At 71.9% G+C, this 19,827-nt stretch carries 16 protein-coding genes; 10 read left to right on the top strand and 6 right to left on the bottom strand.

All coding sequences use genetic code 11. The features are described 5' to 3' along the window. Positions 1-46 precede the first annotated feature (46 nt). Both ACFWA9_RS30705 and ACFWA9_RS30700 read right to left on the bottom strand, forming a co-directional pair. On the bottom strand, positions 47-997 hold the full coding sequence (locus ACFWA9_RS30705) for a PAC2 family protein (RefSeq protein ID WP_380391323.1): 951 nt from the start codon (positions 995-997) through the stop codon (positions 47-49). 277 nt (positions 998-1,274) lie between these two features. Then, a complete protein-coding gene (locus ACFWA9_RS30700; RefSeq protein WP_380391320.1) occupies positions 1,275-2,087 on the bottom strand; it encodes an SGNH/GDSL hydrolase family protein in 813 nt (270 codons plus the stop codon). A 156-nt stretch (positions 2,088-2,243) separates the two neighbouring features. Between ACFWA9_RS30700 and ACFWA9_RS30695 the strand changes: the two genes are divergently transcribed. Then, positions 2,244-2,762 carry an SRPBCC family protein gene (locus tag ACFWA9_RS30695; protein ID WP_352290945.1) on the top strand — a complete coding sequence of 173 codons (519 nt, stop codon included), beginning with the start codon at positions 2,244-2,246 and terminating at the stop codon, positions 2,760-2,762. Between the two features lie 10 nt (positions 2,763-2,772). On the opposite strand, the gene ACFWA9_RS30690 is transcribed toward ACFWA9_RS30695, so the two are convergent. Further along, positions 2,773-3,750 (bottom strand): hypothetical protein, encoded by a 978-nt coding sequence (locus ACFWA9_RS30690; protein ID WP_380391317.1) that lies wholly within the window; start codon positions 3,748-3,750, stop codon positions 2,773-2,775. A 254-nt stretch (positions 3,751-4,004) separates the two neighbouring features. On the opposite strand from ACFWA9_RS30690, the gene metH reads away from it, so the two are divergent. The 3 genes from metH (at position 4,005) to ACFWA9_RS30675 (ending at position 10,328) form a co-directional block, all read left to right on the top strand. Beyond that, complete coding sequence (gene metH / locus ACFWA9_RS30685; protein ID WP_329486943.1) at positions 4,005-7,508, top strand: methionine synthase; 3,504 nt, start codon at positions 4,005-4,007, stop codon at positions 7,506-7,508. Positions 7,509-7,653: 145 nt separating this feature from the next. Then, a complete protein-coding gene (locus tag ACFWA9_RS30680; protein WP_380391314.1) occupies positions 7,654-8,358 on the top strand; it encodes an HAD family hydrolase in 705 nt (234 codons plus the stop codon). 356 nt (positions 8,359-8,714) lie between these two features. Then, a complete protein-coding gene (locus ACFWA9_RS30675) occupies positions 8,715-10,328 on the top strand; it encodes an ABC transporter substrate-binding protein (RefSeq protein WP_380391311.1) in 1,614 nt (537 codons plus the stop codon). A gap of 99 nt (positions 10,329-10,427) precedes the next feature. On the opposite strand, the gene ACFWA9_RS30670 is transcribed toward ACFWA9_RS30675, so the two are convergent. Both ACFWA9_RS30670 and ACFWA9_RS30665 read right to left on the bottom strand, forming a co-directional pair. Beyond that, positions 10,428-11,099, bottom strand: coding sequence for a response regulator transcription factor (locus ACFWA9_RS30670; RefSeq protein ID WP_329486940.1), 672 nt, complete (start codon positions 11,097-11,099; stop codon positions 10,428-10,430). Next, a complete protein-coding gene (locus ACFWA9_RS30665; protein WP_352290948.1) occupies positions 11,100-12,020 on the bottom strand; it encodes a RecB family exonuclease in 921 nt (306 codons plus the stop codon). A 172-nt stretch (positions 12,021-12,192) separates the two neighbouring features. Between ACFWA9_RS30665 and ACFWA9_RS30660 the strand changes: the two genes are divergently transcribed. The 3 genes from ACFWA9_RS30660 to ACFWA9_RS30650 all read left to right on the top strand — a co-directional run bounded on the left by ACFWA9_RS30660 (position 12,193) and on the right by ACFWA9_RS30650 (position 15,168). Further along, the gene (locus ACFWA9_RS30660; RefSeq protein ID WP_352290949.1) at positions 12,193-13,413 is read left to right on the top strand and encodes a site-2 protease family protein; all 1,221 of its coding nucleotides are present in this window, start codon (positions 12,193-12,195) and stop codon (positions 13,411-13,413) included. Between the two features lie 45 nt (positions 13,414-13,458). Then, positions 13,459-14,421 carry a tRNA (adenine-N1)-methyltransferase gene (locus tag ACFWA9_RS30655; protein ID WP_352290950.1) on the top strand — a complete coding sequence of 321 codons (963 nt, stop codon included), beginning with the start codon at positions 13,459-13,461 and terminating at the stop codon, positions 14,419-14,421. A 141-nt stretch (positions 14,422-14,562) separates the two neighbouring features. Further along, positions 14,563-15,168, top strand: coding sequence for a hypothetical protein (locus ACFWA9_RS30650; RefSeq protein WP_352290951.1), 606 nt, complete (start codon positions 14,563-14,565; stop codon positions 15,166-15,168). A 79-nt stretch (positions 15,169-15,247) separates the two neighbouring features. On the opposite strand, the gene ACFWA9_RS30645 is transcribed toward ACFWA9_RS30650, so the two are convergent. After that, the gene (locus ACFWA9_RS30645; protein ID WP_329486935.1) at positions 15,248-15,550 is read right to left on the bottom strand and encodes a ferredoxin; all 303 of its coding nucleotides are present in this window, start codon (positions 15,548-15,550) and stop codon (positions 15,248-15,250) included. 285 nt (positions 15,551-15,835) lie between these two features. Between ACFWA9_RS30645 and arc the strand changes: the two genes are divergently transcribed. The 3 genes from arc (at position 15,836) to ACFWA9_RS30630 (ending at position 19,735) form a co-directional block, all read left to right on the top strand. Further along, a complete protein-coding gene (gene arc, locus ACFWA9_RS30640) occupies positions 15,836-17,602 on the top strand; it encodes a proteasome ATPase (RefSeq protein ID WP_329486934.1) in 1,767 nt (588 codons plus the stop codon). Positions 17,603-17,831: 229 nt separating this feature from the next. After that, positions 17,832-19,343 (top strand): depupylase/deamidase Dop, encoded by a 1,512-nt coding sequence (gene dop, locus ACFWA9_RS30635; RefSeq protein ID WP_352290952.1) that lies wholly within the window; start codon positions 17,832-17,834, stop codon positions 19,341-19,343. 173 nt (positions 19,344-19,516) lie between these two features. Beyond that, positions 19,517-19,735, top strand: coding sequence for a ubiquitin-like protein Pup (locus tag ACFWA9_RS30630; RefSeq protein WP_329486932.1), 219 nt, complete (start codon positions 19,517-19,519; stop codon positions 19,733-19,735). Positions 19,736-19,827 lie beyond the last annotated feature (92 nt).

The following is a 19,827-nucleotide window of genomic DNA, read 5'->3' as shown; positions in this document are numbered from 1 at the left end:
GGACCAGCTGGTCCCGGCGCCCTCCGGCGTTCCCGCTGCCGCGGGGTCAGTCCTCCTCGGTGCCGTCCTGGCTCTCCCGCGCGGCCGGCGGCTCGGGCTCGCTCGGCCGCTCCGCCGTGGCGTGCCCGGCGACCGGCTTCTCACCGGCCGGGCCGACGTTCTCCCGCCGCCGCAGGTAGCGCTCGAACTCCCGGGCGATCGCGTCGCCCGAGGCCTCCGGCAGCTCGGCGGTGTCCTGCGCCTCCTCCAGCTGCTGGACGTACTCGGCCACCTCGGTGTCCTCGGCGGCCAGCTGGTCCACGCCGAGCTGCCAGGCCCGGGAGTCCTCACCGAGCTCGCCCGGCGGGATCCGCAGGTCCAGCAGGTCCTCCAGCTTGTTGATCAGCGCCAGCGTGGCCTTCGGGTTCGGCGGCTGCGCGACGTAGTGCGGCACCGCCGCCCAGAGCGTCACGGCGGGCACCCCGGCGTGCGTGCAGGCCTCCTGGAGCACCCCGACGATCCCGGTCGGGCCCTCGTAGCGGCTCTCCTCCAGGTCCAGCCGCTGGGCCAGCTCCGGGTCGGAGGTGACCCCGCTGACCGGGACGGGACGGCTGTGCGGGGTGTCCCCGAGCAGCGCGCCCAGGATCACCACCAGCTCGATGCCCAGCTCGTGCGCGAAGCCGAGCAGCTCGTTGCAGAACGAGCGCCAGCGCATGCTGGGCTCGATGCCGCGCACCAGGACGATGTCCCGGGTCGCGGGCTCCGTCACCCGGACCACCGAGAGCCGGGTCGTCGGCCAGGTGATCCGGCGGATGCCGCCGTCCAGCCAGACCGTGGGGCGGTTGACCTGGAAGTCGTAGTAGTCCTCGGCGTCCAGGGCGGCGAACACCTTGCCGCCCCAGGTGTCGTCCAGATGCGCCAGGGCCGCGGAGGCCGCGTCCCCGGCGTCGTTCCAGCCCTCGAAGGCGCAGACCATGACCGGGTCGATCAACTCGGGAACATCTTCCAGCTCGATCACCCAGCGTCTCCCTCCGGTCGGCGGTCGGACGTGCCCGCCCCGGCCGGCCTGCCGAGGCGCCGGCGGTCCGGCTGCCGACTGTCGAACCTCTCGTCACCCATGGAACGCCTCGCTCCATGGTTCCCTACCTGCCCAGCCTACGGGCTTTGATGCGCCTCCCGGCGGGGCACCGGGACAGTCTGGGGGAGCGGGGCGCCGGGATCCAGCGGTTATCGCCGCGCCGGGCCCAGGGCGCCCCGGGAAGGACCGCGGGGCGGCCGCCGGGCGCCGGGGCGGGTCAGCGCGGTCCGGTCGCGGCGGTGACGGCCGGCAGGTAGCCGAGGGACTGCCCCTCGGGCGTGGGGTGGAAGGACTCCCACAGCCGGGGGAGCACGATGCCGGTGATCCACTCCCGCCCCGCGCCCGCGCAGACCCCGTGGCCCTCGAACGCCGTCCGGACGTCGGCGAAGGCGAACCCGCGCGCCTCGGCCTCGCGGCGGATCAGCTCGTCCAGCTCGTCCGTGAGCGCGTTGAACCGCTGCCGGCGGGCATCGGTGCCGATCAGGCAGGTGGTGCCGGTGCGCAGCAGGTGCGGATAGCCGGTGACCACCACCCGGGCCCGCGGGGCGGCGGTCCGCACGTCGTCGTACAGGGCGGAGAGCCGGCCGGGCAGCTCCTCCCGCAGCCGGCGGCCGGACTCGTCCAGGGTGGCGGCGCAGCGGGCCTCGGTGGTCAGCGGTTGGAGGCAGTCGGCGGCCGCCCCGGCGAAGCCCAGGTCGTTGCCGCCGACGGTGAGGGTGAGCACCGTGGTGTCCGCGCCGACCTTCGGGAGCTGTCCGCCGCGGACGTCCGCGGTGGTCGCGCCGTTGCACGCGGCGGCGAGGAAGCCGGTGGCGCCGTGGTCGGCGGCCCAGAGCGCCGGGTAGGCGTTGGCGCTGCGGTGGCAGTCGCCGGCGGCCGGGTCGTAGGCGCCGGCCGCGACCCCGGCGGCGTAGGAGTCGCCCAGCGCGGCGTAGCGGGGCGGGGCGTCGGCGGGCGCGGCGGCGGCCGGCGCGGCGCAGAGCAGGAGCGGGACGGCGGCCAGGGCGGTGAGGAGCGGGTGGCGCTGCACGGCGGTTCTCCGGGGTCCGGTGGCCGGGCGCGGTCCGCCTCGGCCCATCGGGCACGGATCGTATCGGAGTGGTGACGCAGAGTCGTGGCGCGCCCGCGCGGCGGGGCGGCGCGATGATGGAGCAAGGGGCCGGACAGGGCGTGAGGAGCCGGGCGGATGGACGGACGGTGGTGGATCGGCATCGGCGTGGTGGCGGCCGCCGGGGCCGGCGCGGTGGTGCTGGCGGCCCTGGCGGCGGGCCGGCGCCTGCCGGTGGAGCACGTGACCGAGGGCGGCCTGGAGCTCGACCAGCCGCCGGGCGCGGTGTGGGACGTCGTGACCGACGTCGACCTCTATCCGGCGTGGCGCCCGGGCCTGTCCCACGTCGAGCGGCTGCCGGAGGGCGCGGGCGGCCGGCCGCGCTGGCGCGAGTACGGCCCGCACGGCCACGCCACCTACGAGGTGCTGGAGAGCGAGGCCCCGCACCGGCTGGTGACCGGCGTGGCCGACCCGGACCTGCCCTACGGCGGCACCTGGACGCTCGTGCTAACGCCGGCCGGGCAGGGCTGCAGCCTGACGGTCACCGAGCGCGGCGAGGTCCATCGGCCGCTCCACCGCGCCCTCTCGCACTACGTGCTGGGCGAGGACGCCACCGTCCGGCGCTACCTGGGCGCCCTCGCGCACCGGATGGCGTGACGGCGGCGCCTCAGCGGACCCAGCCGCGCCGGTAGTCGGCCCAGTTCTGCTCGGTGGCGGCGAAGTCCACGTACAGCCCGACGCCGAAGTTCTCCCGCCGCAGGTCGTACCGGCCGAGGCCGAGCCGGATGCCCCGGATGCCGGCGTCCACCGTCTCGGCGTGCCCCCAGTGGCCCCACTTGTCCTCCCAGTAGAACGGCAGGCCCATCAGGAGGTCCACGTCCTCGGGGGTGGCCTCCAGGGCCAGCTCGGTCTGGTAGGCGTTGTAGCCCCCGTAGAGCGAGGCGGTCGGCATGCTGGAGTCGTAGGTCATCACCGCGATCTGGTCGACCCGGCGGGCGGTCTCGGCGAAGTACGCCTGGTCCCACCACTTGCCGTGGTCGGTGAGCGCGATGGCGATGTCGTGCTGGAAGGGCAGCGGGTCGATCTGCGGCGCGGCCACCGAGAGCCGGGCGCCGCGGCCGGCGGTCACCGGGCGGACCTGGTCCAGCAGCGCGAGCCAGCCGGCCGAGCCGGGGCGGATCGGCTCCATGTCGAAGTGCACCCCGTCGAAGCCGAGGTCCAGCACCTGGCGGGCGGCGGCGGTGACCCGGTCCCGGGTGGGCGCGTCCTCCAGGTCCAGGGCGTCCTTCTCGGGCTTGACCTCGTCGCCCAGCCAGCCCTGCACCCGGATGCCGGGCAGCGCGCGGTGCGCGGCCTCGGTGAACCACTGGGCCCGGGGGTGGACGGCGGGCGGCAGCGAGCCGTCGTGCTCCAGCGGGCCGGTGTGGACGTAGAGGTCGCGCACGCCCGTCCCGGCGAGCCGCCGGGCGAGGTCGGCGACGTCGGCGTCACCCTTTCGGCCGTCCACCCAGGCGTGGCCCAGCCAGACCGCGTCCTTGCCGCGGGTCCGGGCCTCGGGGGAGGGCTCACCGGCGTACTGGAGCCGCAGGGCGAGCGCCGCGGAGCCGATCGGCAGCAGGGCGACGGCGAGGACGACCAGCGCCACGGCAAGGGTTCTGTGCCAACGGGACCACCCCCGCCAGCGCGTCCGCAGCGCCCGCGGCGCCGCCCCCAGGGCCCGTCCGAGCCGTCGTATCCGTGCGCTTCGACCCGCCATGCAGTCGCTCCCCCGTCGCGGCGAGTGCTCAGGATACGAAATGGTCACCCGGTCCGTGCCACCGGCCGGATACCCTGGCGACGTGCGTGCCCGATTCAGCGGGCGTGCAAAGCCGACAGCCGTCGCACCCAGGGAGAAGCCCCATGGCCACTGCAGCCGACCCGTCCGTCACCCAGCAGAGCCGCGCGAACGCGCTGCGTGAGTCGCTCGCCACCAGGGTGGTGGTGGCCGACGGGGCGATGGGAACCATGCTCCAGGCCCAGGACCCGAGCCTGGAGGACTTCCAGAACCTGGAAGGCTGCAACGAGGTCCTCAACATCACCCGGCCCGACATCGTCCGCTCGGTCCACGACGCGTACTTCGCGGTCGGCGTGGACTGCGTGGAGACCAACACCTTCGGCGCCAACTTCTCGGCGCTCGGCGAGTACGACATCCCCGAGCGGATCTTCGAGCTGTCCGAGGCGGGCGCCCGGATCGCCCGGGAAGCCGCCGACTCCTTCACCGACGGCCGCACCCGCTGGGTGCTCGGCTCGATCGGCCCCGGCACCAAGCTGCCCACCCTCGGCCACGCCCCGTACGAGGTGCTGCGCGACGGCTTCCAGCTGAACGCGGCCGGCCTGATCGCCGGCGGCGCCGACGCGCTGCTGGTGGAGACCAGCCAGGACCTGCTGCAGACCAAGGCCGCGATCCTCGGCTCCAAGCGCGCGCTCGCCGAGGCGGGGCTGGACCTGCCGGTCCTGGTCCAGGTGACGGTCGAGACCACCGGCACCATGCTGCTCGGCTCGGAGATCGGCGCGGCGCTGGCCGCGCTGGAGCCGCTGGGCGTCGACTACATCGGCCTGAACTGCGCCACCGGCCCGGCCGAGATGAGCGAGCACCTGCGCTACCTGGCCAAGAACGCGAAGATCGGCCTCTCCTGCATGCCGAACGCGGGCCTGCCGGTGCTGGGCAAGGACGGCGCCCACTACCCGCTGTCCCCGGCCGAGCTGGCCGAGGCGCACGACGTCTTCACCCGGGAGTACGGCCTCTCGCTGGTCGGCGGCTGCTGCGGCACCACGCCCGAGCACCTGCGCCAGGTGGTCGAGCGCGTCCAGGGCCGCCCGGTGGTCGCCCGCACCCCGCGCCCGGAGCCCTCGGCCGCCTCGCTGTACCAGGCGGTGCCGTTCCGCCAGGACACCTCCTACCTGGCGATCGGCGAGCGCACCAACGCCAACGGCTCGAAGAAGTTCCGCGACTCGATGCTGGCCGGTGACTGGCAGGCCTGCGTGGAGATCGCCCGCGAGCAGATCCGGGACGGCTCCCACCTGCTGGACCTCTGCGTGGACTACGTCGGCCGCGACGGCGTCGCCGACATGAAGGAGGTGGCCGGCCGGCTGGCCACCGCCTCGACCCTGCCGATCGTGCTGGACTCCACCGAGCCGGAGGTCCTGCGGGCCGGTCTGGAGGCGCTCGGCGGCCGCGCGGTGCTCAACTCGGTCAACTACGAGGACGGCGACGGCCCGGACACCCGGTTCGGCCGGATCGCCTCGCTGGCCCGCGAGCACGGCGCCGGCCTGATCGCCCTCACCATCGACGAGGACGGCCAGGCCCGTACCGCCGAGACCAAGGTCGCCATCGCCGAGCGGCTGATCACCCAGCTCACCACCGAGTACGGCATCGACGAGGGCTCGATCCTGGTCGACTGCCTGGCCTTCACCCTGGGCACCGGCCAGGAGGAGTCCCGCCGGGACGGCATCGAGACCATCGAGGCGATCCGCGAGCTCAAGCGCCGCCACCCGGACGTGCAGACCACCCTGGGCCTGTCCAACATCTCCTTCGGGCTGAGCCCGGCGGCCCGGATGGTGATCAACTCGGTCTTCCTGAACGAGTGCGTCGAGGCGGGCCTGGACTCCGCGATCGTGCACGCCTCGAAGATCCTGCCGATGGCCCGGATCCCGGAGGACCAGCGCGACGTCGCCCTGGACCTGGTCTACGACCGCCGCAGCGAGGGCTACGACCCGCTGCAGAAGCTGCTCCAGCTGTTCGAGGGCGTCTCCTCGACCTCGATGAGGGCGTCCAAGGCGGAGGAGCTGGCGGCGCTGCCGCTGGAGGAGCGCCTGCAGCGCCGGATCATCGACGGCGAGCGCAACGGCCTGGAGGCCGACCTGGACGAGGCGCTGGCGCAGCGCCCGGCGCTGGAGATCGTCAACAGCACGCTGCTGGCCGGCATGAAGGTGGTCGGCGAGCTGTTCGGCTCCGGCCAGATGCAGCTGCCGTTCGTGCTCCAGTCCGCCGAGGTGATGAAGACCGCGGTGGCCCACCTGGAGCCGCACATGGAGAAGTCCGACGACGAGGGCAAGGGCACCATCGTGCTGGCCACCGTCAAGGGCGACGTCCACGACATCGGCAAGAACCTGGTCGACATCATCCTGTCCAACAACGGCTACACCGTGGTCAACCTGGGCATCAAGCAGCCGGTCTCGGCGATCCTGGACGCCGCCCAGGAGCACCGGGCGGACGTCATCGGGATGTCCGGCCTGCTGGTGAAGTCCACCGTGATCATGAAGGAGAACCTGCAGGAGCTGAACCAGCGCAAGCTGGCGGCCGACTACCCGGTGATCCTCGGCGGCGCCGCGCTCACCCGGGCCTACGTCGAGCAGGACCTGCACGAGATCTACGAGGGCGAGGTCCGCTACGCCCGGGACGCCTTCGAGGGCCTGCGGCTGATGGACGCGCTGATCGCGGTCAAGCGCGGCGTGCCCGGGGCGGCCCTGCCGGAGCTCAAGCAGCGCCGGCACGCCCGGGTCGAGGTCGAGGAGCCGGAGGAGGTCAACCTCGGCCAGGTCCGCTCGGACGTCTCGGTCGACAACACCGTGCCGGAGCCGCCGTTCTGGGGCGACCGGATCGTCAAGGGCGTGCCGTTCGCCGACTACGCCTCCTGGCTGGACGAGGACGCGCTGTTCAAGGGCCAGTGGGGCCTGAAGGCCGCGCGCACCGGGGAGGGCCCCTCGTACGAGGAGCTGGTGGAGACCGAGGGCCGGCCGCGGCTGCGGATGTGGCTGGACCGGCTGCAGACCGAGGGCTGGCTGGAGCCGGCCGTGGTCTACGGCTACTACCCGGCCAACTCCAAGGGCGACGACCTGATCGTCCACAACGAGGACGGCACCGAGCGGACCCGCTTCACCTTCCCGCGCCAGCGGCGCGGGCGCCGGCTCTGCCTGGCGGACTTCTTCCGCCCGGAGGAGTCGGGCGAGCGGGACGTGCTGGGCCTCCAGGTCGTCACCATGGGCAACCGGATCTCCGAGGCGGCGAACGAGCTGTTCGCCAACAACTCCTACCGCGACTACCTGGAGCTGCACGGCCTCTCGGTGCAGCTGGCCGAGGCGCTGGCCGAGTTCTGGCACGCCCGGGTCCGCTTCGAGCTGGGCTTCTCCGGCGAGGACCCGCAGGACGTCAAGGACATGTTCGCGCTGAAGTACCGGGGCGCCCGGTTCTCGCTCGGCTACGGGGCCTGCCCGGAGCTGGAGGACCGCGCGAAGATCACCGAGCTGCTGCGGCCCGAGCGGATCGGCGTGGTGCTCTCGGAGGAGTTCCAGCTGCACCCCGAGCAGTCCACGGACGCGATCGTGATCCACCACCCGGAGGCCAAGTACTTCAACGCGCGGTAACCCCCGCGTCGCGCACCGTTCGTTCCTTTCGGCGGAGCGGGGCGTATCCTGGATCATCCTGAACGGGCCGGTCCGCTCACCAGCGGGCCGGCCTGTGCCATCCCCAGGGGCAGCGCCCCGGGGCACGGACGGAAGGACCCGCGCCATGACCACCATCTCCACCGCCACCCGGACCCTCGACCACGGCGACGGCCGGGGCCTCCAGGCGGTGCTGCTGGACATGGACGGGACGCTGGTCGACACCGAGAACCTCTGGTGGCAGGCCGAGGCCTCGCTCTTCGCCGAGCTGGGCTACACGCTCGACGAGAACGACCGCGCCCACGTGGTCGGCGGCCCGATGAGCCGGGTGATCGACTACCTGCTGGCCGCCACCGGCGTGGACCTCGCGCCGGCCGATCTGACCGTCCTGATCAACCAGCGCTTCGTGGACCTGCTGGGCGGCGGCGTGCCACTCATGCCGGGCGCCGAGCGACTGCTCAACACCCTTGCCGCGCACGGCGTTCCGACCGCCCTGGTGTCCGCCTCGCACCGGCACGTGATCGACATCGTGCTGCGGTCGCTGGGCGCCCACCACTTCGCCTTCACGGTCGCCGGGGACGAGGTGCCGCGCACCAAGCCGCACCCGGACCCGTACCTGGAGGCGGCGCGGCGACTGGGGGCGGAGCCGGGCCGCTGCGTAGTGGTGGAGGACGCGCCGACCGGTGTCCGCGCGGCGGAGGCGGCCGGCTGCCCGGTGATCGCGGTGCCGTCGGTGGCGCCGATCGAGCCGGCCCCCGGGCGGCTGGTGCTGCCCTCGCTGGAGAGCGTCGATCTTGAACTGCTCCGCTCGCTCGTCGCCTCGCGAGTGTGATTGTCGTCTCATTGCGGAGACCGCTTACCGCCCGGTACGTGGTCGGCCCCGTCCGCTCACGGCGAGTCCCCGGGGAGAAAACGGGCATTGCCTGACAACTCGTCGAATGGTCGCGCCCACACCGCCCCCTCGTGTCCCAACTGTCACCTGTACGGGTATCGGTGGGGTCTGTTCGATATGGCACGCTACTCCAGTTCGTTCCCCACCCCCGAGCCCTGCCATCGCCGCTGACGGGCAACCCCGTCCTGCCCGCGGTCGCACGGCGCCCGGTCCGTGCACGACCTCCACGACCCCGGAGGATCAACCGAGCGCGGGCCGCCGGCCCCCGGCCGGACCGCACCCGAAGGACGCGACCCGTGAAGACTTCAGCTGAACGACTGGCAGTGCTCGGCTGCGCCGGCCTGGTGGCCGTCTCGGTGGCCGGCTGCGGCTCGGTCACCGACGCCGTCAAGGGGGACGGCGACAAGGCGATCACGATGGGGACCACCTCGGTCACCAACACGCTGGACCCGGCCGGCGCGTACGACGCCGGCTCCTGGCTGCTGCTGCGCAACACCTTCCAGTCGCTGCTGTCCTACCCGGCCGCCTCCAGCACCCCCGGCCCGGACGCCGCGCAGTCCTGCGAGTTCACCGCGGGCGACGTCACCCAGTACCACTGCACGCTCAAGGGCGGCCTGAAGTTCTCCAACGGCCACGCGCTGACCGCCGCCGACGTCGCCTTCTCCATCGACCGGACGAAGAAGATCGCCGACCAGAGCGGCCCGGCGGGCCTGCTGGAGTCGATCAAGTCGGTCGAGGCCAAGGGCGACACCGAGGTGGTCTTCCACCTCTCGGCGCCGGACGCGACGCTCCCCGCGAAGCTCGCGGGCCCGGCGGGCGCCATCGTCGACCAGGAGGTCTTCCCGGCCGACAAGCTGCTCGCCAACGACAAGCTGGTCGGCTCCGGCCCGTACAAGATCGACTCGATCGAGACCACGACCATCGAGGGCGGCGCCAAGGTCCCCGGCAAGGTCGCGCTGTCCCCGAACGACAAGTACACCGGCGACGCCAAGCTCCGGAACAAGAAGTTCACCCTCCGGTACTTCGACAAGCCGGCCGAGCTGAAGGCCGCGCTCGACAAGGGCGACATCGACCTCGCCGACAACAGCCTGGAGCCCAACACCGCGGCCCAGGTCCTGTCCGACCAGCAGGGCGGCAAGAGCGACCTGCAGGTCGTCGAGGGCGACAGCAACGACACCCGCTACCTGGTCTTCAACACCAAGGACGCGACCGGCGGCAACGTCGCCGTCCGGCAGGCCGCCGCCCAGCTGATCGACCGCAAGTCGCTCGCCCGCGACGTCTTCGCGCGCACCGTCCAGCCGCTGTACTCGATGGTCCCGGCCGGTGTCGCCGGCCACAACACCGCCTTCTTCGACAAGTACGGCGACCAGGACGTCGCCAAGGCCAAGGCGATCCTCACCGCGGCCAAGGTCCCGATGCCGGTCAAGCTGAACCTCACCTGGTCGCGCTCGCGCGCCGAGGGCGCCGAGGCCGACGCGCTGAAGAAGCAGCTGGAGGCCGGCGGCGTCTTCCAGGTGACCGTCCAGCACGAGGCGGACTGGGACGTCTACAAGAAGGGCTGGGTCGAGGGCAAGTACCAGGCCTACACCATCGGTTGGTTCGCCGACTACCCGGACGCGGACAACTACGTCGCGCCGCTGATCGTCGAGGGCGGGGCCTACCACCACGGCTGGGACGACCCGCGGATCAGCCAGAAGCTGGTGCCCGAGAGCCTCAAGCAGGCCGACCGCGCCGCCGCGGCCGCCACCTACGCGCAGATCCAGGGCATCGTCGCCGACAACGCGCCGCTGATCCCGCTGTTCCAGAACAAGGCCTTCTTCGCCTCGCGTTCGAACATCACCGGCGTGGAGTCGACCGTGGACACCACCGGCTTCTTCCGCTTCTGGGAGATCGGCCGACTCGGCAAGTGACCCGTTCCACCGGGTGACCCTCAGCACGGTGGCCCGTCCACTCCCCCCAGGGTGCAAGGGGAGCGGACGGGCCACCGTCATGTCCGGACCGGTCCGGGCTCAGAGCGCGCCGGGGCGCACCAGCCCGCTCTCGTACGCGTAGACCGCGGCCTGGACCCGGTCCCGCAGCTGAAGCTTGGTCAGCACATGGCCGACGTGCGTCTTCACCGTGGTCTCGCTGACGAACAGCTCCGCCGCGATCTCCGCGTTCGACAGGCCGCGCGCCACCAGCTTCAGCACCTCCAGCTCACGCTCGGTCAGCGCGTTCAGCGCCTGCGGCGGCGCCTCCTCGCCCGAGGGCAGCTTGGTGGCGTACATGTCCAGCAGCCGCCGGGTGATGCTCGGCGCGAGCATCGCCGCGCCGTCCGCGACCACCCGGATCGCCTGCACCAGCTCCTCGGCCGGCACGTCCTTCAGCAGGAAGCCGCTGGCGCCCGCGCGCAGCGCCTCGACCACGTACTCGTCGAGGTCGAAGGTGGTCAGAACCAGGACCTTCGCCGGGCCGTCGCGGCCCGGGCCGGCGATCCGGCGGGTCGCCTCCACGCCGTCCATCCGGGGCATCCGGATGTCCATCAGCACCACGTCGGGCTGCAGTGCCCGGACCTGGTCCAGCGCCTGCTGACCGTCGCCGGCCTCGCCGACCACCACCAGGTCGGCCTCGGCCTCCAGGATCATCCGGAAACCGGTGCGAAGCAGCGGCTGGTCGTCGACCAGCAGCACTCGGATCGTCACCTAGGACTCCTTGCTCATCGGATCCCCCGTGGGATCGTCCTCGTCAGACGTTCGTGCCGTCGGCAGCGCCAGCGGCAGCGGGTACGGCGGGGGAGTGCCGCCGAACTCCGGGCAACTGGCCTGGTGGTCGCACCAGTCGCAGAGCCGGTTGCGGGTCGCGGGGAAGTCGCCGGTGGCCACCGCCTCGCCGATCCGCTCCCAGAGCGCCTGCAGCTTGCGCTCCACCGCGAGCAGGTCGGCCTCGTCCGGGTCGTAGCTGACCACGTCCCCGCCCCCGCCGAGGTAGACCAGCTGCAGCCGCTTGGGGATCACGCCCTTCCACCGCCACACCACCAGCGCGTAGAACTTCATCTGGAACATCGCCTTGCCCTCGAAGTCCCGCGAGGGCGCCCGGCCGGTCTTGTAGTCCACCAGCCGCACCTCGCCGGTGGGCGCGACGTCGACCCGGTCGATGTAGCCGCGCAGCAGCAGCCCCGACTCCAGGGCCGTCTCCACGTAGAGCTCCCGCTCCACCGGATGCAGCCGGGTCGGGTCCTCCAGCCGGAACCAGCGCTCGACGAGCTTCTCGGCGTCCGCCAGCCAGCGGGTCAGCGCCGCGCCGTCCGGGTCCTCCGGGAACAGCGAGACCAGCTCCGGGCGCTCGCCCAGCAGCCGCTCCCACTGCGGCCGCAGCAGCCCCAGGGCCCGCTCCGGCGTCCGGTCGGCCGCCGGGCTGTCGAACAGCCGCTCCAGCACCGCGTGCACCAGGGTGCCCCGGGTCGCCGCCGCGCTCGGGGGCTCCGGCAGCTTGTCGATCACCCGGAGCCGGTACAGCAGCGGGCAGGTCAGGAAGTCCCCCGCGCGGGACGGGGACAGGCCGGTCGGCGGCGCCGGTGGACGCGCCGGGGCCACGACGGCGCTGCTGGTGTCGGTCTGCTGCATACCCCGACCCTATTGCCCTGAGCTGTCATCCCGCTGCCACGGTGCTGCCACACCGGCCTCCCAGTGGGTATGAGCCCTGCGAGAGGGGCGCGCGACGGTACCCGGCCCTGATCACGTAGCGTGGGCGCACCGGCGCACGGCGCACGACAGTGAACCGACCGAAGGGATCACGGTGAGCGACAGCAGGGGGCGTCAGACCTCCGACCGGCCTCCGCAGGACGGCGACTCCCGGCCCGGTCCCCGGCCGCCCGAGGAGCCGGAGGGCCGCAACGGCATCCTGATGGGCCGGCCCTTCGGCGTACCCGTCTACGTCACCCCCTCCTGGTTCGTCATCGCCGCGCTGATCACCTGGGTCTTCGGCGGCCAGTTGGAGAACGTCCTGCCCGGGCTCGGCGCCAACCGCTACCTGGTCGCGTTCTTCTTCGCGGTGGCGTTCTACGGCTCCGTCCTGATCCACGAGCTCGCCCACACCGTGGTCGCGCTCCGCTACCGGCTCGGGGTCCGCCGCATCCGGCTGCAGTTCCTCGGCGGCGTCTCCGAGATCGAGAAGGAGGCCGAGAGCCCCTGGCGGGAGTTCTGGCTGGCCTTCGTCGGCCCGCTGCTCTCGCTGCTCCTCGGCGGCGTCTTCTACCTCGCCGTCCAGGCCGTCGAGCTCTCCAGCGTCCCCGGGGTGCTGCTCACCGGCCTGATGGTCTCCAACCTCGTCGTCGCCGCCTTCAACCTGCTGCCCGGCCTCCCGCTGGACGGCGGACGGATGCTGCGCGCCGTCGTCTGGGCCGTCACCGGCCGGCCGATGACCGGCACCGTCGCCGCCGCCTGGGCCGGCCGCGTGCTGGCCGTCGCCGTCCTGATCGGCCTGCCGCTGCTCGGCGCCGCCCGCGGCGCCGACCGGACCACCACCGACACCCTCATCGACGCCGTGCTGGCCGCCGTCCTGGCCGTGATCATCTGGAACGGCGCCGGCGCCGGCGTGCAGCAGGCCCGGCTCAAGGAGGTGCTGCCCGACCTGCGGCTGCGCGACCTCGTCCGCCGGGGCGTCGAGGTCAGCGCGGACACCCCGCTGGGCGAGGCGCTGCGCCGGGTCCGGGAGCAGCAGGCCGGCGCCGTCGTCGTGGTCGACGGCCGCGGCGACCCGATCGGCCTGGTCCGCGAGTCCCAGGTCCGCGAGGTCCCCGAGCACCGCCGCCCCTGGATCGCCGTCGGCGCACTGGCCCGCGACCTCGAACCGGGTCTGCGGCTGCCCGTCGAACTCGCCGGCGAGGACCTGCTGCGCGCGCTGCGGGCCCACCCGGCCACCGAGTACCTGGTGGTGGAGGCCGACGGCCGGGTCTACGGCGTCGCCACGCTCAGCGACATCGAGCGGCGGCTGACCGCCGCGATCGCCGGCCGGTGATCATCGTGGTCGGGCGGAGCGCCTGCTTCCCTTAGGATTGTCCGCATGTCCGAACCGACCGGTGCCACCCGCCGACGCGGGCCCTTCCAGGTCGGGGACCAGGTCCAGCTGACCGACCCGAAGGGCCGCCACTACACGTTCACGCTCCAGGCCGGGAACCAGTTCCACACCCACAAGGGTGCGTTCCCGCACGACGAGCTGATCGGCGCCCCCGAGGGCACGGTCGTGCGCACCACGGGGAACGTCCCGTACCTCGCGCTGCGCCCCCTGCTCCCCGACTACGTCCTGTCCATGCCGCGCGGCGCCGCCGTGATCTACCCGAAGGACGCCGGGCAGATCCTCGCCATGGCCGACATCTTCGCCGGCGCCCGCGTGGTCGAGGCCGGCGTCGGCTCCGGCGCGCTCTCCACCTACCTGCTGCGCGCCGTCGGCGACACCGGCATGCTGGCCTCCTACGAGCGCCGGCAGGACTTCGCCGACATCGCCCAGAGCAACGTCGAGCGCTACTTCGGCGGGCCCCACCCGGCGTGGAAGCTCACCGTCGGCGACCTCCAGGACAACCTGGTGGAGTCCGACGTCGACCGCGTCATCCTCGACATGCTGGCCCCCTGGGAGTGCCTGGACGTCGCCTCCAAGGCGCTCGTCCCCGGCGGCCTCATCTGCTGCTACGTGGCCACCACCACGCAGATGTCGAAGACCGTCGAGGCGCTGCGCGAGCACGGCACCTTCACCGAGCCGCAGGCCTGGGAGACCATGGTCCGCACCTGGCACCTGGAGGGCCTGGCCGTCCGCCCGGACCACCGGATGATCGGGCACACCGGCTTCCTGCTCACCTCCCGCCGCCTCGCCGACGGCGTCGAGCCGCCGCTGCGCCGCCGCCGCCCCGCCAAGGGCGCGTACGGCGAGGACTACGACAACGGCTCGGCCGAGCCGAGCCTGCAGGAGCGCGCCGCCGCCCGGGCCGCCGCCCGCACCGGCGACGTCGAGCAGCCGGAGCAGCTCGGCTGACGGTACGTCCACCAGGGGTGGTACGGCGGGTTTCGCGCCCGCGTACCACCCCTTCGTGCTACCCCCGCACCCGCGCCACCCCCCGTCCACGCCGGTGTGGGACGATGCTCGCTCACACCGACCCACTGGAGGGGACGCCTGGTGGAGACCGCGGTCACGGCGAGGGTTGAGCAGCAGACACCGCAGGCCCGCAGCGGGCCCGGACACGCCCGATCGGCCCCCTGGCACTGGGCCCTCGCGATCGGCGGCTGCGCCGCCGTGGTGGCCACCGTGCTCGCCGCGGATCCGGCCACCGGGACGCCGAAACCGGCCCGCCCCACCGTGAAGGCCCTCCCGGCCGCCGCCGCGCCCGATCCGGCCAAGGCCGAACTCCCGTTGGACTGCGGCCCGTTCCCGGTCAAGATATCCGTCAGTTTCGCCGCCGACCTCGGCGACGGCCGGCCCGGTACCGTCGCCGCCGCGCACTGCGCGGCCGAGAACGGCACCCCGCCGGACGCCGTCTACCTGCTCGGCCCCGGCCCCGACGGCCGGCCCGTCGTGGTGGCCACCCTGCTCTCCGAGCGCGAGAACCTCACCGTCGGCAGGCTCGGCCTGCGCAGCGACGGCACCATCACCGGCCACGCGCAGGGGTACTCCGGCGACGACGTGCCGCGGTTCAGCCCGGACATCTCACTCGACCTCACCTGGACGCGCAAGGACGCCGGCTGGGTCCGCTCCCAGACCACCGCTCCACTGGCGCAGGCCTGACTGCTATTCGCCCGCTCGCCTCCGGGGCGCTTGACCCGGTGCCGACGGTCGCCTCGGGGCGGGGGCCCGCCGGCCGGGGCTACTCGGCGTCCGGGCCGTAGACCTCGGCCCGGTCGGAGACCCGGCGCACGTGGATGCAGTCGCCCGGGCAGTCCTTCACCGAGTCCACCACGTCCTGAAGCAGCGTCAGCGGCACCGGCACGGTCTCGCCCGGCTGCTGGCGCAACTCGTCGTCCGAGCCCTTCACATAGGCGAGGCCGTCGATGTCCAGCTCGAAGACCTCGGGCGCGTACTGCGCGCAGATGCCGTCGCCGGTGCACAGATCCTGGTCGATCCACACCTCCAGCGCTTCGCCGGCCTTCGCCTCTTCGGTCACCGACATGGTCCCCTGCCGTTTCTGTCCCGGGTCGCCCCCAATTGGGAGGCAATCCCGCCATTCGTACAACGATCTGACCGCGACCCTCGGTCGCGATCGGATATCGACTCGTTCGACGATACATCTGGTCGGCTTTGGGTGGTGCGCGCTGGGTATCCCCTAAGCAGAGGGGAAGCACGCGAGGGCGAAGATCGGACACGCCCGTTCCATCTTTCTTGATCTAGGGGTTTACGGACCCCTGGTCCCAGGTAGGGTCTGGAAGCGTCCAGCTCCCCGGAGGAGGTGAGGACCGTGGCAGCCCACGATGACGACTACAACCGCAGCACCGGCCGGCCCGCTCGTGGTTCCGACGAGGCCGCTCAGGTCTCGTACCTTGAGCAGGAAATCGCCGTGCTGCGCCGCAAGCTCGCCGACTCGCCGCGCAATTCGAGAATCCTCGAAGAGCGGATCGTCGAGCTCCAGACCAACCTGGCCGGCGTGTCCGCCCAGAACGAACGGCTCGCCTCCACCCTGCGAGAGGCCCGCGACCAGATCGTGGCCCTCAAGGAGGAAGTGGACCGGCTGGCACAGCCCCCGGCCGGATTCGGCACCTTCCTCAGCCAGAACGAGGACGGCACCGCCGACATCTTCACCGGGGGGCGCAAGCTCCGCGTGAACGTCAGCCCCAACGTCGACCTCGACGAGCTGCGGCGCGGCCAGGAGGTGATGCTCAACGAGGCCCTCAACATCGTGGACGCGATGGCCTTCGAGCGCATCGGCGACATCGTCACCCTCAAGGAGGTCCTGGAGGACGGCGAACGCGCCCTGGTCATCGGCCACACCGACGAGGAGCGGGTGGTGCGCCTCGCCGAACCGCTGCGCGAGCTCACCATCCGGGCGGGGGACGCCCTGCTGCTCGAACCCCGCTCGGGCTACGTCTACGAGGTCGTGCCCAAGTCCGAGGTCGAGGAGCTCGTCCTCGAAGAGGTCCCCGACATCGACTACCGCCAGATCGGCGGTCTCAGCAACCAGATCGAGCAGATCCGCGACGCGGTCGAGCTGCCCTACCTGCACGCCGAGCTCTTCAAGGAGTACGAGCTGCGCCCGCCCAAGGGCGTCCTGCTCTACGGCCCGCCCGGCTGCGGCAAGACGCTGATCGCCAAGGCGGTGGCCAACTCGCTCGCCAAGAAGGTCGCCGAGGTCACCGGCCGGCCCCAGGGCAAGAGCTACTTCCTCAACATCAAGGGTCCCGAGCTCCTCAACAAGTACGTCGGCGAGACCGAGCGGCAGATCCGCCTGGTCTTCCAGCGGGCCCGGGAGAAGGCGAGCGAGGGCACCCCCGTCATCGTCTTCTTCGACGAGATGGAGTCGCTCTTCCGCACCCGCGGTTCGGGCGTCAGCTCGGACGTGGAGAACACCATCGTCCCCCAGCTCCTCGCCGAGATCGACGGCGTGGAGGGCCTGGAGAACGTCATCGTCATCGGCGCCTCGAACCGCGAGGACATGATCGACCCGGCGATCCTGCGGCCCGGCCGCCTGGACGTCAAGATCAAGATCGAGCGCCCGGACGCCGAGGCCGCGAAGGACATCTTCTCCAAGTACCTCAAGGGCTCGCTGCCGTTCCACCCGGACGACCTCAAGGAGCACGACGGCTCCGTCGAGGCGACCGTGGTGGCGATGATCCAGGCGGTCGTCGAGCGGATGTACACCGAGACCGAGGAGAACCGCTTCCTGGAGGTCACTTACGCCAACGGTGACAAGGAGGTCCTGTACTTCAAGGACTTCAACTCCGGCGCGATGATCCAGAACATCGTCGACCGTGCGAAGAAGATGGCCATCAAGGACTTCCTCGACCACGGCCAGCGCGGTCTGCGCGTCTCCCACCTGCTCGCCGCCTGCGTGGACGAGTTCAAGGAGAACGAGGACCTGCCCAACACCACCAACCCGGACGACTGGGCCCGGATCTCCGGCAAGAAGGGCGAGCGGATCGTCTTCATCCGCACGCTCGTCACCGGCAAGCAGGGCGCCGAGTCCGGCCGCTCCATCGACACCGTCGCCAACACCGGGCAGTACCTGTAACCGCACCACTCCGGGCCGCCGGCAGCGGACCCCGGACCAGCACGCACCCCGTCCGGCTGTGGCGCCTCGCGGCCCCGCAGCCGGACGGCGCGTCTCGGGGCCCGCCTGTCGGTGCCGCGTTCTAGGCTCGACCCACCGTTCGCGGGCACACGGCCCGCGTCGGTGTTGTTCAGCGGTACGTCAGCGTGTTCCGCCCGTGGGGGGCGGTACACCGGGCAAGGAGGGCCGCATGACCGTACGGCGCGTGATGGGCATCGAGACCGAGTACGGGATCTCCGTACCCGGGCACCCCAACGCCAACGCCATGCTCACCTCGTCCCAGATCGTCAACGCGTACGCGGCGGCGATGCACCGGGCACGGCGGGCCCGTTGGGACTTCGAGGAGGAGAATCCGCTGCGCGACGCCCGGGGCTTCGACCTCGCGCGCGACGTGGCGGACGCCAGCCAGCTGACCGACGAGGACATCGGCCTCGCGAACATCATCCTCACCAACGGCGCGCGGTTCTACGTGGACCACGCGCACCCCGAGTACAGCTCGCCCGAGGTGACCAACCCGCGCGACGCCGTGCTCTGGGACAAGGCCGGCGAGCGGATCATGGCGGCCGCCGCCCAGCGCGCCCTGGAACTGCCCAACGGGCAGACGATCCACCTGTACAAGAACAACACCGACAACAAGGGCGCCTCCTACGGCACCCACGAGAACTACCTGATGAAGCGGGCGACGCCGTTCGCCGACATCGTCCGCCACCTCACCCCGTTCTTCGTCTCCCGCCAGGTGGTCACCGGCGCCGGCCGCGTCGGCATCGGCCAGGACGGCTCGGCGAACGGCTTCCAGATCAGCCAGCGCGCCGACTACTTCGAGGTCGAGGTCGGCCTGGAGACGACGCTCAAGCGGCCGATCATCAACACCCGCGACGAACCGCACGCCGACGCCGAGAAGTACCGCCGACTGCACGTGATCATCGGGGACGCCAACCTCTCCGAGATCTCCACCTACCTCAAGCTCGGGACCACCTCCCTGGTACTGGCGATGATCGAGGACTCCTTCATCGCCGCCGACCTCGCCGTCGACCAGCCGGTGCGCACCCTGCACCGGATCTCCCACGACCCGTCGCTGAAGCACCTCATCACGCTGCGCAACGGGCGCCGGCTCACCGCCGTCCAGCTCCAGCTGGAGTACTTCGAGCTGGCCCGCAAGTACGTCGAGGACCGCTTCGGCACCGACGCCGACGAGCAGACGGTGGACGTCCTGGCGCGCTGGGAGGACGTGCTGGGGCGGCTGGAGCGCGATCCGATGTCGCTCTCCCGGCAGCTGGACTGGATCGCCAAGCGGGAGATCCTAGAGGGCTACCGCAGCCGCGACGCGCTGGAGTGGGACAACTCCCGGCTGCACCTGGTCGACCTGCAGTACAGCGACGTACGGCCCGAGAAGGGCCTGTACAACCGTCTGGTGGCCCGTGGGCGGTTCGAGCGGCTGCTGACCGACGAGGAGGTCGAGCGGGCCGTCTCCAAGCCTCCGGAGGACACCAGGGCCTATTTCCGCGGGCGCTGTCTGGAGCAGTACGCGGACCACGTGGCAGCCGCCTCATGGGACTCGGTGATCTTCGACCTGCCCGGCCGCGACTCGCTCCAGCGGGTCCCGACGCTGGAGCCGCTGCGCGGCACCCGCAACCACGTCAAGGAGCTGCTGGACCGCTGCCGCACGGCCGAGGACCTGCTCCGGGTGCTGGCCGGCGGGTAACTTTTCGATCACCACGGGTGAACGTCCGCCGAATGGGAATCATCCGGGGTGACAGCGGGTGTTGGACAGGAAGCGCCACGGCAAACCGGAAGCGGTAGCCGCGCCCTGTGTATAGGGTCGGTGCAGCAAGCAGCGACCAAACCGTGCCAGACAGATCGAGCGGGGTGAGGGAAATGGCGAGCAAGGACACCGACGGCGGCCAGCAGCGGGCGAACCGCTCCTCCGAGGAGGTCGAGGAGCAGGCCGCGGAAGCGCAGAATTCCGACGACCTCAAGGAGCGCCAGGAAAAGCTCGGCGACGACGTCGACGCGGTTCTCGACGAAATCGACGAGGTCCTCGAGTCGAATGCCGAGGATTTTGTACGCCAATTCGTGCAAAAGGGCGGCGAGTAGCCCCGTTCGGGCATTCAGGGAATTCACGGTCGCGACCGCCGAGGGCGGGCCGGGCGCCACCGCCCCCCCCCCCCCCCCCGCCGGCCCCCCCC

The sequence above is a fragment of the Kitasatospora sp. NPDC059973 genome (assembly GCF_042737525.1).
In the GTDB taxonomy this organism is placed as follows: Bacteria; Actinomycetota; Actinomycetes; order Streptomycetales; family Streptomycetaceae; genus Kitasatospora.
This window is presented reverse-complemented; position numbering and strand designations above follow the sequence as displayed.

Excerpts from the sequence above, each read along its gene's own strand:
- ACFWA9_RS30665 (WP_352290948.1), bottom strand. The coding sequence starts at position 12,020 with ATGCAGCAGACCGACACCAGCAGCGCCGTCGTGGCCCCGGCGCGTCCA.
- ACFWA9_RS30680 (WP_380391314.1), top strand. The coding sequence starts at position 7,654 with ATGACCACCATCTCCACCGCCACCCGGACCCTCGACCACGGCGACGGC.
- ACFWA9_RS30695 (WP_352290945.1), top strand. The coding sequence starts at position 2,244 with ATGGACGGACGGTGGTGGATCGGCATCGGCGTGGTGGCGGCCGCCGGG.
- ACFWA9_RS30630 (WP_329486932.1), top strand. The coding sequence starts at position 19,517 with ATGGCGAGCAAGGACACCGACGGCGGCCAGCAGCGGGCGAACCGCTCC.
- ACFWA9_RS30645 (WP_329486935.1), bottom strand. The coding sequence starts at position 15,550 with ATGTCGGTGACCGAAGAGGCGAAGGCCGGCGAAGCGCTGGAGGTGTGG.
- metH (WP_329486943.1), top strand. The coding sequence starts at position 4,005 with ATGGCCACTGCAGCCGACCCGTCCGTCACCCAGCAGAGCCGCGCGAAC.
- ACFWA9_RS30655 (WP_352290950.1), top strand. The coding sequence starts at position 13,459 with ATGTCCGAACCGACCGGTGCCACCCGCCGACGCGGGCCCTTCCAGGTC.
- dop (WP_352290952.1), top strand. The coding sequence starts at position 17,832 with ATGACCGTACGGCGCGTGATGGGCATCGAGACCGAGTACGGGATCTCC.